The following is a 14,529-nucleotide window of genomic DNA, read 5'->3' as shown; positions in this document are numbered from 1 at the left end:
TGCTTAATCCTTATTGAGTTCAGCAAGTCTTAAGGAAACGGCTTGTTTGTGAGCTGTTAGCTGTTCAGCTTCAGCCATTAATTCAACGGTACGACCGATAGCCAATAAACCTTGTGGTGTCAACTCTTGAACAGTCATACGTTTTTGAAAATCAGCCAATCCAAGGCTAGAATAGGTTGCTGTATAACCATAAGTTGGTAAGACATGATTTGTCCCTGATGCATAATCGCCAACCGATTCAGGTGACCAGTCACCGAGGAATATCGAGCCAGCACTACTGATTTTATCAACTAATTGTCGAGCGTTACGAGTTTGAATAATTAAATGTTCCGGCCCATAACGATTACTAATTTCAATACACTGCGTAATATCGTTAGTAATGATTAAGCGACTTTGTTGTAACGCTTTTTCGGCTATATCTTTACGCGATAGTTGTGCTAATTGCTTGTTAATTGCATCAGATACGGCAGTAGCCAGATTTTCATCAGGTGTAAGCAAAATGACTTGAGAATCAGGTCCGTGTTCTGCTTGTGAGAGTAAATCAGCAGCAATAAAGGTTGGATTTGCTCCACTATCAGCGATAACTAATACTTCTGACGGGCCTGCTGGCATATCAATAGCAGCACCATCAATTTGTTGACTAATTTGGCGCTTAGCTTCGGTAACATAAGCATTACCTGGACCAAAAATTTTATCAACTTTTGGTAGTGTTTCAGTACCAAATGCCATTGCAGCGATCGCTTGTGCCCCACCAAGTTGGTATATTTCAGTTATACCACATAGCTGTGCTGCATATAAAATTTCATTCGCAATTGGCGGGGGAGAACATAAGATAATTTTGCGGCAACCTGCTATTTTTGCAGGAATGGCTAACATTAATACGGTTGATAATAACGGAGCAGAGCCACCTGGAATATATAAACCAACAGAATCAACAGGACGGGTCATTTGTTGGCAGGTGATACCGGGCATGGTTTCAACCGTCACCGTCTGTCGAATTTGTGCTCGGTGAAAAACTTCAATATTTTTAGCCGCTTGTTGCATTGCTTGTTTCAACTCTGCTTTCACTTGAGTTGCTGCGAGTGTAATTGCGGCTGGATCTAGCTGTACATTTTGTAGCGTGACTTTATCAAACTTTTGGCTTAATGCTTTTAGAGCGGTATCACCATTATTTTTTACGTCTGTAAGTATCGTCGCAACAGCCTGAGTAATCGAATTTGATTCACTGATTGCAGGTCGAGTTAATAGGGCTTGCTGCTCTGACGCACTACAGTTTTGCCAATAGGTTAATTTCATGGGATCACTCCATCATTTTTTCGATTGGTAAAACGAGGATTGAGCTTGCACCTAATGCTTTGAGTTTTTCCATTGTCTCCCAGAACAGTGATTCGCTACTCACCATATGTAAAGCTACACGATTTTTCTCACCAGTTAATGGTAAAATTGTTGGGTATTCGGCACCAGGAAGTAAAGCGACAACTTGATCAAGTACTTCAGTTGGGGCATGGAGCATAATATATTTTGATTCACGCGCTTGAATAACACCTTGAATACGGGTTAGTAGTTTATTGATAAGTGCTTGTTTTTCAGATGCTATTTGACCTTCACGTTGGATTAAGCACGCCTTCGATTTATAGATAACTTCAATCTCTTTTAATCCATTGGCTTCAAGGGTTGCACCACTTGATACTAAATCACAAATGACATCTGCCAGTCCTGCTCGAGGTGCAACTTCAACAGAGCCATTGAGTAAACATGTTTTAAAAGTGACGTTAGATTGAGATAGATAGCGTTTAAGTAGGTGAGGGTAAGTGGTTGCAATACGTAGGTCTTGTAAACATTGAGGTCCAGAATATTTAAAATCTCTTGGGGCCGCAATCGATAAACGACATCCACCAAAATCAAGTCGTCGTAAGAGTTTATATTGTGGCTGCTGACCTTCTGCTTGACGATCTAGTACTTCTTCTTCGAGTACATTTTCACCGACAATACCAATATCAACGACACCATCAATGACAAGTCCAGGAATATCATCATCACGGACACGTAAAATATCGATAGGCATATTTTCTGCGAAAGCAATAAGGCGTTGTTCTTGTAAGTTAATTTTAATACCACATTGCGATAGTAATTTTTTTGATTCGTCACTAAGGCGCCCTGATTTTTGCATTGCAATACGTAAACGTGAATTATCTAACATGTTTTTCTCCCATTGATGATGATTGAATTTTCGTATCAGCAAATATAATCCATAAAAAAACCCTCGGAAGGTAATCTTCCGAGGGCTCTCTTGTGACTTTCTTTGCGCTCCACCGGAAGATAATTGTCTTCCAGCACCAAAAGCCCGAAGACTAATCAGGGAAATGATGATGATGGTGGTTATTTAAGCTGATGCAAAGTAAATTCATAAAATAATAAGCTCCAATTAAACTGTTTTATTAACATATAACAGAATTGGTAATATGACAAGCTATTTTTAATAAAGTCATTAAATTTATTATGGTTTTAGGTTAATGTTATTATTTAAGCTTATTGATGGGATGTCGCAATAGCTGTTATGTAGCTTCGTTAAGTATGTTTTATACTATAATATAAAGTGACAACAAAATGATAACGAAAACAGTATATATCACTAAGTATTAAATACTTACTGTAATCATATTTTAGTGGTATCTATTGAGATGAACTTACCTCATTATTGAGGTAAGTTTGATCAACAAAGACTAGCTGATGATTTTATCGATTGTATGTTTTAAACGAGTAATATCGTCTTGTGTTGTTGCCCATGATGTACAAAAACGTAAACAAGTATGCGTAGAATTAGGTTTACCAAATGAGTAAACCTCAAAATGTTTCGTTATTTCTGTTGCAATATTATCAGGAATATTAACAAATAATTGATTGGTTTGTGGTTTTTCAGCAAAAGTAAAACCATATTGAGTAAAGATGGCTTTTGCTTGAAGCGCCATTTGGTTACTATGGTTGCCTAGCTCTTGGTACAAATTATTCTGCATCAGTGTCAGAAACTGTACGCCCAAAATCCAGCCTTTAGCCATCATGGCGCCTTTCTGTTTCATAGTAAAGCGGAAGTCGTAATTGAGTACCTGATTATTGATAACCAGCGCTTCACCAGCAAACGCACCCACTTTAGTGCCACCTATATAAAAGGCATCCGTATATTTAGCGAGATCAGTAAATTCAATATCATTATCAGGAGCAGTTAAGGCCATAGCTAAGCGAGCACCATCCAGATAGAGATAGAGGTTGTTTGCTTGACAGAATTTGTATAGCTTTTGTAGTTCATCTTTACTGTAAATTGTCCCCAGTTCTGTGGTATTAGAAATATAGACTAATTTAGGTTGGACCATATGTTCATCGCAATGTTCTTCCAATACCGGTTTTATGAGTTCAGGAGTTAATTTGCCTTCTGTACACTTTACCGTAATAACTTTGTGTCCCGTTCCTTCAATTGCACCCGTTTCATGAACTGCTATATGACCACTTTCTGCTGCAATAACGGCTTGATAAGGTCTTAGAGTATGGGCAATAAAGGTAAGGTTAGTGATTGTACCTCCGGGTAAAAAGTGCACGGCTGAATCAGGTGATTGCAGGATTTTTTTTATCTGATTTGTTGCTTTTTCACAATAGTTATCTAGACCATAACCGCCATTTTTTTGTTGCGAAGCGGTCATTAGCGCCTCTAATAATATGGGATGTGCCGTTTCATTATAATCATTAGTAAAGCTATACATAAAATATCCTTTATAAGAAAAATACCTTATTAGATTATATAATTAAATAAGTGTGATTGATATTAGCGGATAGATAAATGTTACTGCAAAAAAGATCGTCCAAGATATTTAAATATCTTGAAGTTAATAATATATTCGCAGTAGTATAAGCAAATCATCATTTAGGAAAATACACAACACTATCAATTAATCGTTTTCATACCTTAAGACGCATCATTAAATTAGTGACAATATATATTTTGCAATTAGCTCTATCACTCTATATAAAAAGTATAATTTGGTTTAACGAATGGAATCATTACATAATATATCGGTTTTTATTAAAGATATTATTCAACAATTTAACTATAAAAATATCACATTAGCTCGTTTTATTGATGAGTTTGAGGTCATTCTCTCAGTTTTTTTAGCAATTTTTTTAGCACATCAAATGAATGCGACCAATGTCGGTTGGGCGGCTTTTTCCGGTTATATGGTGATGCGTTCTCATGTGATTGATACACTTATTCGTGGTTCTTTGCGATTTTTAGGTACTATTATTGGTGCACTATTAGCCTATATTACCGCTTATTTTTTCGGTGACGGGCTATTCTTTATTACACTTGCAATGGCCTTAACTGCAGGTGTTGCGCTCTATTTTGCGATTACGAGCAAATATAATTATGCTTGGCTGTTTTTTGGTATTACTTACATTATGGTTAGTGTCGATGCTTTAGGTAATCCATTTAGCCAAGTTCAAACATTTGTTACCACTCGTTTAGTTGAGGTTTTTGCCGGAATTACGGCCTCGATGATTGTGAGTCTGATTTCTAATCTTGTTAAACCTAAATTGAAACTAAAACCAGCTAAAGTTGGGCTTAGTAATGTTGCTAAATTTTCTATGTGTGAAAAATATACAATTATTCACTCATTACGAGCAATGATTTCGTTAGCGACATTACCCTTTTTAGAGCACTTTTTTGATTTGCAATACTTAGCTCAAACAGCGATTACCTGCTTTGTTGTTCTCACCGTACCGTTATCTAGTATTAACAATGCTAAGGTTGTCTCTAAGCGTAACTTTCACCGTTTTTTAGGTTGTTTATCTGGTGGGATGTTGGCGCTATTATTTTTACCTTTTTATCAAATTAATTTGTTAATCGCAGGCCTAATATTAGCATTCGGTATTCTAATTGGTCGCCAGATTGAAAATAGTGGTCAATCATTCTCTTATATTGGAACCCAATTTGTTTTAGTTTATTTAGTGGTTATGGTTCCTGACTCTTTAGCCTCTACCTCGGTAGAGCCTGGTATCGCTAGATTACTGGGGGTTGTCATTGGGATTATTTTAGTTGAATTATCTAAAGTGATTATTATGCCGTTAAAAATGTACTGGAAATTATGATAGCGAGCAAATGGCGTTAAAATAGGGGAGTCTATATATTGAAGCGTCTTGAAATAGTATATTATTCGTTAAATTATTGCTGTAACCTATCATTATAGTGTAAGATAAAAAATAGAATTCAGTCGATATTATAATGAGCGAGATCTATATGTATTCTAATTTTGTCCCAACTAATCTACATAACCAAGCTGAAGCCCTGATTAGCGATCTAAAATTATTAAGCGATAAACCGACTGAGTGTCCTTATTGTAAAAATACCAAATTATATTTTGTTAATGCTTCTTCGGGGTATTGCCGATGTAGTGTATGTAAACGCGGTTTTAATCGTAGTCTAAATACCCCATTTTATCGTTTAGCCCCACTCGAATTACTGCCTATTATTGCTGAACGACGTCTATGTGGGCAAGGTTATGCAACTATTCGTCACGAATTAAATACTTATACTCCATGGGTTATTAAACGTCGAGTTCGGGTTATTGAACAATACATGCAGACACATTATCCTGAACTTTACCAATGGTATCAGCCATTTATTGAAGGCACTCAACAGTCAATTCCTGATAATGTGGTACAACAGATCCAGCAGCTAAAATCATGGGTGACTGGTATATTAAATGCAACAACGGCAACATGCCCACATTGCGATTCAATCCATTGCCAAAAAATGAATGATACTCGACGTGCTCAATTTCGTTGTAAAAGTTGCTGGCGATATTTTAGTAATTTAAAAGGTACAGGACTGGAGCACTTAGGCTATAGTGAAAATTGGCTTACAATGATTGATTTGTTAGCTGATGGTAAAAATAACCATGAAATTGAACAGGTTCTTAAAATCAGTACTGGTACGGTGACAAAAGCTAGACGAATTTGGTTAGATATCATGCAAAGACAAAATTTGTTAATATTGAAAGAGTGGATCAGTAGCCGATAAGGTGAATTAAACGCTTTCTGACTAAAAATTATTGGGGAGTGATATCACCCCAATAGCTAGCTTGATAAATTGGTAAGGACTTGTTCAACTTTTGCAATAACTCTAAATTGGTTATTGCTCTCTTGTTTGATAAAGTGGTTACCAAATGAATGATTATCATTAATAAAATGATAGCCATCTTCAATCGGATCGTATTGGATACGTTTGATAAATAGTTTACCATTCAATAATACAATATAGATGCCACTTAACACATCCTGTTGCTCTTCTTCTATTAAGGTCACCACCGCAATATCGCCAAATTTGATGGTATTGCTCATATTATTATATGGAATTTGAACTACTGCTAAATTTTCATTAATTAAGCCTGAACGGTATAACCAATTTCGGCTAATTACCCACTCGGTAATGATAAATTCTTTTTTTTCAGCTGAATAAATATCTTGTTTGGAATAGGATAAAATATTATTAAATTCAATTTCAGGAATTGTGACGACAATATTTTTGGTATCTTGCGGAAGTAGGTCTGCATTAGATACAAATGGATCGTTACCTGTAGCGAGCCAAGCAACTGAAACATTTCCAACTTTAGCTATCGTTAATAGATTTTGTAAAGTAGGTTCTGACTCTTCTCTGATATATTTTCGAATCGCACTTTCAGATAAATTACATTTTTTAGAAAAACTCAGTAATGAATCATCACCAATGATATATCTTAATCTTTGAGCAAAAGTAGAATAATTTTGTTTCATAAAATCTCTTCGTTTAACTACTAATATTAATAAATAAATTTAACGTAATAGATTATAAATCCTCATCAATCATGGCATAGAGACACTTAAAAGTAAAGATAAATAAAGAAATATAAAGCTAAAGTAAAATATTGAATACATAAATGACAAAATAATACTCAAGTTTTTAGGGATATTTATGCAATACCCTTTTTCGATTAATTAATTAGCGTAAGTTTTATCAAGATAGATGAAAGAATGATAGATACAAGGAAGAAGTTTATAAGTAAAATCATTTACAGAATATCGTATGGTTATTGATATAATAGGTCTGCTAGTTAATGAAGGGTGTTGATAGGTTTGTTATGAAAAATAGTGTTATGTTTGCTACTTTAGGTTCTCTGTTTCTGCTTAGCTCTAATATAAGTTATGCTGATACTTATTCCTTTACCAATAAAAAGCCTGTTATAGCAAGCAATATTAAGCCATCATGGTTACACATTGAAGGTTCTTTCTTTTATGATGGTGAAACTGATGATCTTGTTACAGCAGGTCATGGTTTTACTCAATTATCTCAAGCAAGGATTGAAAATCAATTTGTAAACGATAACACTCCTACTGCAGTTGAACTGAGAAAAGCACGATTAAATCGCTATATTGATATAAAAACAGGAGAAGGGACGTTTTTTGGTTTTAAGCAGCAATCTTTAACCCCTCTATTTGATGGACGCGTTGCTGGTACTGAAATTCAAGCATCGTTAAAAAATGGTGATGAAAAGGTCAATTTTTTGCTACAAATCCCATTAGATTTTAATAAACATAATCCCTGTATTGTTGCGATCCCTTCTATCGATGTTGATGGTCTCTATAATCCAACCGATATACAAATTAGGGGATTGTGGGGATTAAAGCATGATTGTGCTGTTGTCTACAATGATAAAGGATTAGGCAATGGGCTATTTGATATTACCAATCAGAATGGTTATTTGATTAATGGTCAAGTTGCTAAGCAAACTGTAGACGATGATAATTTATTATTTTCGTTAACACCGGGATTAACAGCACAAGAAAAATATACTAACCGTTATGCGATTAAGCAACTTTATTCTCAACAGAGTCCAGAGCAAAAATGGGGACAATATGTGCTTGATTCAATTACGTTTGCTTTTTATGAAATTAATGAGATGTTTTCTCCAACCAATGAAGCTATTTTTAATAAAGACAATACATTAGTATTGGTCTATGGTACATCCGATGGTGGTAGTGCAGCGTTAAAAGCGGGTGAATTAGATCACGATGGTATTATTGATGGTATTGTTGCCGTCAATCCACAAATCCAAATTGCGAATAATAAAGATGTACCTTTATTGATTACTCATGGTCAATTGCCGGCAAAACCATTAATGACAAAGTCGTTGATTGACTATAGTTCTTATGGTGCACTTTATATACCATGTGCAGTGCTCGCATTAAAAGAAGATAGTATTGCTAAACCAATTCCATATAGTGATACCTTTTATTTTGCGAATAATCGGTGTATGGCATTAAAAGAAGCCGGGCTATTATCAGCTAATACTCCGTTAGAACAGGCTAATGAAGCATTAGAAAAACTATATCAATATGGTTGGACGTCGGCAATGACGTATCAGCTACCTTACTATTATTATACACAATCGACGAATCTGCCTTATCGATATATTAGTCAATATGGACGCTATAGTGTACAAGATCAATTATGTGGTTATTCAGTTGCGAGCATTGATACTGAAGAATTGTATAATGATGGTGCTATCGAACCATTAGGGAAAGATATATTTCCCCTTCTTTGGGCTAAAAATGACGGCTCACTACCGATAAAACTAGATAATAGAAGTATTGTGATTGATCTTGTTAATGATAATGATCCCGATGGTCCTCATCGAGAATTTTATTCACGTTCTAAAAATAGTCATATCGTTGATTATAATTTATCCGGCGTTTTATGTTTAAGGGATCAATTGGACGAGCAACGAGTAAATGAAGGATTATCTCAAGTTTTTGCAACAGGTAATTTGAATCAAATTAAAACGATTATTGTTCATGGACAACTAAATGTTAAAAATTTACCAAATTATTCATCTCGTGCTTATGTTGCCTTAAATAGTCATGTTGAAGGGGATGCTGCAAACCTCAAATATATTGAAGTTGAAAATGCCAGTTATCTTAATAGTGAGTATCCTTTTGATAATAGTTTAGTCCCGATTGATTATTATGGTGAAAATGCGATTGATTGGTTATGGAGTAATTTAACGAAAAATACCGCATTACCCGATAGTCAAATTATTAGAACTCACCCAAGAGGTGGCCAAATCGGTTTAGCACCGACGATAACTTTGCATAATATTGGGTCTATTGAAAAAAATGTAACAAAAAATAACCGAATTATACAGGTTAACGGTACAATTAATCTGCCTGATTAAAATTAATACACTATTTTAATTATTTTTTAGTATAAATATGAGTGATATATTCATCCTTTTTTGGTTGTATTTTAATCAGTGCAAATGAATTGTAAACTTTTGTTAGGTATTTTATAGGTAAAATATTTGATATAGATCAAATAATTGTGCAATTTTAATAAAAACAAATAAAAACTGTGAGCAATGTCATTAAAATTATGATTATTTACTTGATTATGTCAACGATATATGAGGTAATAATAACGAGATTTATGACACAGAATTAACTTTGTTGTAGCATTAAGATTTAAAATGTAATTTCAGTTGTATACTTTATGATTTATTACGTTTCTTATGTTTTTTACTGAGTTGGCAGTGTTGTAGTCTTAAACAGCCGCAGTAGGCAAGAAAATTAATTTTTTAGGAAACTTAATAATGACTAAGAAGACTGGCCAAGTTAAATGGTTCAATGAAAGTAAAGGTTTTGGTTTTATCACTCCAGCAGATGGTAGTAAAGATGTATTCGTTCACTTCTCCGCAATTACTGGTGATGGTTTTAAAACATTAGCAGAAGGGCAAAAAGTTGAATTTTCAATTCAAGATAGTCCTCGCGGTCCAGCAGCAGCAGAAGTTGTTGTTCTGTAAGCTAAGCTAACCAAATTTAATAAGAAAATCCGCTATATGCGGGTTTTTTTTACTTCAAAAAAGATGTAAACTCCTCCGAATTTATTTTGTATACATAGGGATAGTCATGATCTATTTGCTTATTGTGACGGTTGTTTGGTCATTGTCATTTAGCTTAATCGGCGTTTATTTAAGTGGTCAGGTAGATAGCTGGTTTGCTGTTTTTGTTAGGGTTTTATTAGCATTATGTGTATTTCTTCCCTTTATTCGGTTTAAAATTTTTTCACTTAAGCAAATCTTATTGCTTATGCTAGTGGGTGCTTTTCAACTCGGTATTATGTATATTTTTTATTATCATGCATTTAACTATATTACAGTTCCAGAGTTGCTTCTTTTTACTATTTTTACACCAATTTATATCACATTAATTTATGATCTTTTGCAAGGCCATAAATTAAGAGTAAGTTATCTATTTACCGCACTTTTGGCGGTGATTGGTACAGCAATTATTCGTTATGATCATATTTCAGCTAATTTTTTACTTGGCTTCATATTGATTCAAGGGGCAAATATCTCTTTTGCTATTGGACAAGTCAGCTATAAACGCATTATGGAAGTTTATCATTTACCGCAACATTATGCTTTTGCTTGGGTATATGTTGGCGCTGCAATTATTGCAACTATTGGTTGGTTAGCATTTGGTCGTTTTCAGCATTTGCCAACAACCACTTTTCAGTGGTTAATATTAATTTGGCTTGGGGTTGTTGCTTCTGGTTTATGTTATTTTCTGTGGAATTATGGCGCAACAAAAGTCGATTCTGGTATATTGGCAATAATGAATAACTTAGTTATTCCTGTTGGAATCTTAGTTAATGTAGTAATATGGCAGCAACAGATTGACTGGTTACGTTTTATTATTGGAGCTTCTGTTATTGTTATATCACTGATTATTCAACAACGAACTAAGCATAACCATAATTAAAAATCAGTTCAATGAAACAAAAAAAAAGCCATCTAAAATAGATGGCAAAAGAATAAAATGAAAAATAAAATAACGCAGTGGCACTAATTAAGACAAACAAAAAAATTAGAAGTTCCCATAAAAAAATAATATTTTTAATATTTTTTTAATCCTATGATTTTATTTAAGTAAATAATTGAAATGAAATGTTCTTATTACCAAAATAAACAATGCCTATCTTGCCAATGGATAGCTAAATCTTATGATGAACAGATTGCGGATAAACAGCAGCTATTAGCTGACAAATTACGTTCGTTTAATATTAAATCAGTTTTGCCTCCTGTCACTAGTCCTGAAAAAGCATTTCGAAATAAAGCAAAAATGGCCGTTTTAGGGACAGTAGAGCGTCCCATTTTAGGCATTATGACTGATGGGGTTCCTATCGATTTATGTGATTGCCCACTCTATTCATCGACTATGTCCTCGACATTATATCAAGTCAAAGATTTGATTAAGCAATTACAGCTTGTTCCTTATAATATTAATCGCAAAAAAGGCGAACTAAAATTTATTATATTAACGCAGGCCGATAATCAGTTTATGCTGAGGATAGTTTTACGTTCAGAAAAAGAGCGCGATAAAATCACAAAAGCCATTGATCATATACAGGAAACGTTACCTCAACTTTCGGTTATCTCTATAAATATTCAACCTGAACATGCGGCTATTTTAGAAGGTGAACAAGAATTTATTTTAACATCACAGCAGCAATTATCAGTCCAGCTTAATCATGTACCTCTTTTTATTCAAACAGGTAGCTTTTTTCAAACAAATACGGCAGTAGCGAGTCAATTGTATGCTACGGCACAACACTGGTTAGCGCCATTAGCTATTCACTCTATTTGGGATCTGTTTTGTGGTGTAGGTGGATTTGGATTGCATTGTATTACGCCTGAAAGACAATTAACGGGTATTGAAATTAATCCTCAGGCTATTGCTTGCGCTAAACGTTCAGCGAACTTACTAAATTATGAGAAAATTACTTTTCAATCATTAGATGCGACTCAGTTTTCACTTTCAGAAGGGCAACCTAAACCCGAATTAGTGCTAGTCAATCCACCACGCCGTGGTTTAGGTAGTGAACTTGCTATTTATTTGCAGCAGATGTCACCTAATTATATTTTATATTCCAGTTGTAACTTGCATAGTTTAGCAACCGATTTAACCTATTTTACGAATTACACAATTGAACGTGTACAATTATTTGATATGTTCCCGCATACTGAGCATATGGAAATTCTTGTTTTACTAAAAACAACTAAGGAACTCTTCAGATGAAAACTATTGGATTAATTGGCGGTATGAGTTGGGAAAGTACCGTTACCTATTACCAAATAATTAATCAAGTTATTAAACAACAGTTAGGTGGTTTACATTCAGCTAAATCTATTTTATATAGTGTCGATTTTTATGAAATAGAGCAGTGCCAAGCAAAAGGTGAATGGGATAAAAGCGCTAAAATTCTTGCTAATGCCGCGCAGAGTTTACAAAAGGCAGGTGCTGATTTCATTGTGATTTGTACAAATACGATGCATAAAGTCGTTGCAGATATACAGGCTCACATCAGTATCCCAATTGTCCATATAGCCGAAACTACTGCTGTTGCTCTACATAAGCAGCAGATTAGTAAAGTTGCATTATTAGGGACAAAATATACGATGGAACAGGATTTTTATAAAAAAATTATTATCGATAACGGTATCGAGGTAATCATTCCTGAGCCCGATGATCGAATGTTAATCAATAATGTTATTTATGATGAGTTATGTTTAGGGACAATCAATGCTGCGTCTAAAACCGCATTCCTAACTATTATTGATAAATTAGCCACTCAAGGTGCTCAGGGCGTTATTCTCGGCTGCACTGAAATCGGTTTATTAGTAAAACAACAAGATACAGCTATTCCATTATTTGATACCAGCCTTATTCATGCGCAATATGCGGCGTTACATGCAGTAGCATAAATTTATATAAACTTTTATAACCATGGGTAATATAACAAGCGAATAAAGTTATGGTATGATAAATAAAAGTTCTAAGTAACGTAGTATTAGGCGGAGGTTATTTTGATTCCTGACGTATCAAAAGCATTAGTTTGGCTAGAAAAGCATTATACGATTTTAGAAGGGATTCAGCGAGGATTGGAGCGTGAAACATTACGCATTTTACCTGATGGTAGTTTATCAAAAACGCCATTCCCTGCGGAAATCGGTTCTGCTTTAACTCATCCTTGGATAACAACTGACTTTGCTGAGCCAATGCTTGAGTTTATTACTCCCGTTAATACTAATATTGATTACATGCTGACCTTTTTAAAAGATCTGCACCGTTATGCCAACGTTAATATTAAAGATGAACTCATGTGGCCATTAAGTATGCCTTGCTTCGTTAATAGCGAAGATGACATTATTTTAGCTCAATATGGAATATCAAATGAAGGATTACTAAAAACTCTTTATCGACAAGGTTTAAAGAATCGTTATGGTGCAATGATGCAAACCATTTCAGGGGTTCATTATAACTTTTCTTTACCAATGGCATTTTGGCAGGCAAGAGATGGTATTAAAAATGGTGAGGAAGATAAAGATGTCATCTCGGCTGGTTATTTTCGTATTATTCGTAACTACTACCGTTTTGGTTGGGTAATTCCTTATCTATTTGGCGCATCACCATCAGTGTGTGGTTCATTTATTAAAGATCCACAAAAGTTACAAGAGTTTAACAAACAGACCAATGGTAGTTGTTATCTACCTTATGCAACCTCGTTACGTTTAAGTGACATTGGTTATACGAATAATGCTCAAAAACAGCTTGGCATTACCTTTAATGATTTAGACACTTATGTCGAAGGGTTAAGACGAGCAACGCATACTAAATCAGCTGAGTTTGCTAAGCTAGGCATTAAAGTTGACGGCCATTATCGACAGATTAATGATAATATTCTACAAATTGAAAATGAGTTTTACGCACCGATTAGACCAAAACGGGTACCGAAGAGAGATGAAACACCATCTTCAGCATTATTACGCGGTGGCATTGAATATATTGAGGTCCGATCGCTCGATATTAACCCATTTTCACCTATCGGTATTACGGAAGATCAGATTCGTTTTGTTGATCTCTTCTTGATTTGGTGTGCGCTTGCACCAGCACCAGAAATGAGTAGTGAAGAGCTACAATGTACTAAAGTCAATTGGAACCGCGTAATTATGGAAGGGCGTAAACCAGGACAAGTAATTAGTATGGGCTGTGGTAGCTATCAAGAGCCTCTGGCAAAAGTTGGTCATGAATTATTTAAAGATTTATTACGAGTCGCCGATGTTCTTGATCATAAAGATGCACAAAAAAGTTATCGTAAAGTGTGTGAACGATTAGATACCATGTTTGATGATCCTGAATTGACGCTATCTGCGCGCACATTACAAGCGATTAGTGATATGGGCACGTCTAAATTTGGATTAGCATTAGCTAAACAATATAAGCAACAATTGAATGCCGAGCCTCTACAGGTTTTAACTGATGGTGATTTTATTTATCAACGTAATCAATCCGTAGCTAAACAACAGATGAAAGAGCAAAAGCAAACCTTATCATTTGATGAATATATAAAACAGGTAAATCAGTAAAAACTGATCGATAAGGGCTTAA

At 34.8% G+C, this 14,529-nt stretch carries 12 protein-coding genes and 1 other annotated feature; of the genes, 8 read left to right on the top strand and 4 right to left on the bottom strand.

Features of this window, described 5'->3' with window-relative positions:
- Window positions 1-3: 3 nt before the first annotated feature.
- The 3 genes from hisD to RHO11_03650 form a co-directional block, all read right to left on the bottom strand.
- On the bottom strand, window positions 4-1,296 hold the full coding sequence (hisD, locus tag RHO11_03660; GenBank protein WVD62233.1) for a histidinol dehydrogenase: 1,293 nt from the start codon (window positions 1,294-1,296) through the stop codon (window positions 4-6).
- A 4-nt stretch (window positions 1,297-1,300) separates the two neighbouring features.
- Window positions 1,301-2,200, bottom strand: coding sequence for an ATP phosphoribosyltransferase (hisG, locus tag RHO11_03655; GenBank protein WVD62232.1), 900 nt, complete (start codon window positions 2,198-2,200; stop codon window positions 1,301-1,303).
- 51 nt (window positions 2,201-2,251) lie between these two features.
- Window positions 2,252-2,376: a sequence feature (His leader region), on the bottom strand.
- Between the two features lie 347 nt (window positions 2,377-2,723).
- Entirely contained in the window at window positions 2,724-3,752 is a 1,029-nt protein-coding gene (locus RHO11_03650; GenBank protein ID WVD62231.1) for an aminotransferase class I/II-fold pyridoxal phosphate-dependent enzyme, read from the bottom strand.
- Window positions 3,753-4,041: 289 nt separating this feature from the next.
- Here RHO11_03650 and RHO11_03645 point away from each other — a divergent pair, with 289 nt between their 5' ends.
- Both RHO11_03645 and RHO11_03640 read left to right on the top strand, forming a co-directional pair.
- Window positions 4,042-5,136 carry an FUSC family protein gene (locus RHO11_03645; protein WVD62230.1) on the top strand — a complete coding sequence of 365 codons (1,095 nt, stop codon included), beginning with the start codon at window positions 4,042-4,044 and terminating at the stop codon, window positions 5,134-5,136.
- Between the two features lie 148 nt (window positions 5,137-5,284).
- Window positions 5,285-6,067, top strand: a complete 783-nt coding sequence (locus RHO11_03640; GenBank protein ID WVD62229.1) for a hypothetical protein — start codon at window positions 5,285-5,287, stop codon at window positions 6,065-6,067.
- Window positions 6,068-6,123: 56 nt separating this feature from the next.
- Here RHO11_03640 and RHO11_03635 read toward each other — a convergent pair whose 3' ends face one another.
- Window positions 6,124-6,819 carry a S24 family peptidase gene (locus RHO11_03635; GenBank protein WVD62228.1) on the bottom strand — a complete coding sequence of 232 codons (696 nt, stop codon included), beginning with the start codon at window positions 6,817-6,819 and terminating at the stop codon, window positions 6,124-6,126.
- Between the two features lie 344 nt (window positions 6,820-7,163).
- On the opposite strand from RHO11_03635, the gene RHO11_03630 reads away from it, so the two are divergent.
- The 6 genes from RHO11_03630 to gshA all read left to right on the top strand — a co-directional run bounded on the left by RHO11_03630 (window position 7,164) and on the right by gshA (window position 14,507).
- A complete protein-coding gene (locus RHO11_03630; GenBank protein ID WVD62227.1) occupies window positions 7,164-9,257 on the top strand; it encodes a 3-hydroxybutyrate oligomer hydrolase family protein in 2,094 nt (697 codons plus the stop codon).
- 414 nt (window positions 9,258-9,671) lie between these two features.
- On the top strand, window positions 9,672-9,881 hold the full coding sequence (locus RHO11_03625; protein ID WVD62226.1) for a cold-shock protein: 210 nt from the start codon (window positions 9,672-9,674) through the stop codon (window positions 9,879-9,881).
- A gap of 106 nt (window positions 9,882-9,987) precedes the next feature.
- On the top strand, window positions 9,988-10,842 hold the full coding sequence (locus tag RHO11_03620) for a carboxylate/amino acid/amine transporter (protein ID WVD62225.1): 855 nt from the start codon (window positions 9,988-9,990) through the stop codon (window positions 10,840-10,842).
- Between the two features lie 180 nt (window positions 10,843-11,022).
- Window positions 11,023-12,159: a 23S rRNA (uracil(747)-C(5))-methyltransferase RlmC gene (gene rlmC, locus RHO11_03615; GenBank protein WVD62224.1), complete on the top strand. Its 1,137-nt coding sequence runs from the start codon at window positions 11,023-11,025 to the stop codon at window positions 12,157-12,159.
- Window positions 12,156-12,845, top strand: coding sequence for an amino acid racemase (locus tag RHO11_03610; GenBank protein WVD62223.1), 690 nt, complete (start codon window positions 12,156-12,158; stop codon window positions 12,843-12,845). The genes rlmC and RHO11_03610 overlap by 4 nt, the downstream gene beginning before the upstream one ends.
- A gap of 102 nt (window positions 12,846-12,947) precedes the next feature.
- Complete coding sequence (gene gshA / locus RHO11_03605; GenBank protein WVD62222.1) at window positions 12,948-14,507, top strand: glutamate--cysteine ligase; 1,560 nt, start codon at window positions 12,948-12,950, stop codon at window positions 14,505-14,507.
- The last annotated feature ends 22 nt before the right edge of the window (window positions 14,508-14,529 follow it).

The organism is Orbaceae bacterium BiB (assembly GCA_036251205.1).
GTDB classification, from domain to species: Bacteria; Pseudomonadota; Gammaproteobacteria; order Enterobacterales; family Orbaceae; genus Orbus; species Orbus mooreae.
This window is presented reverse-complemented; position numbering and strand designations above follow the sequence as displayed.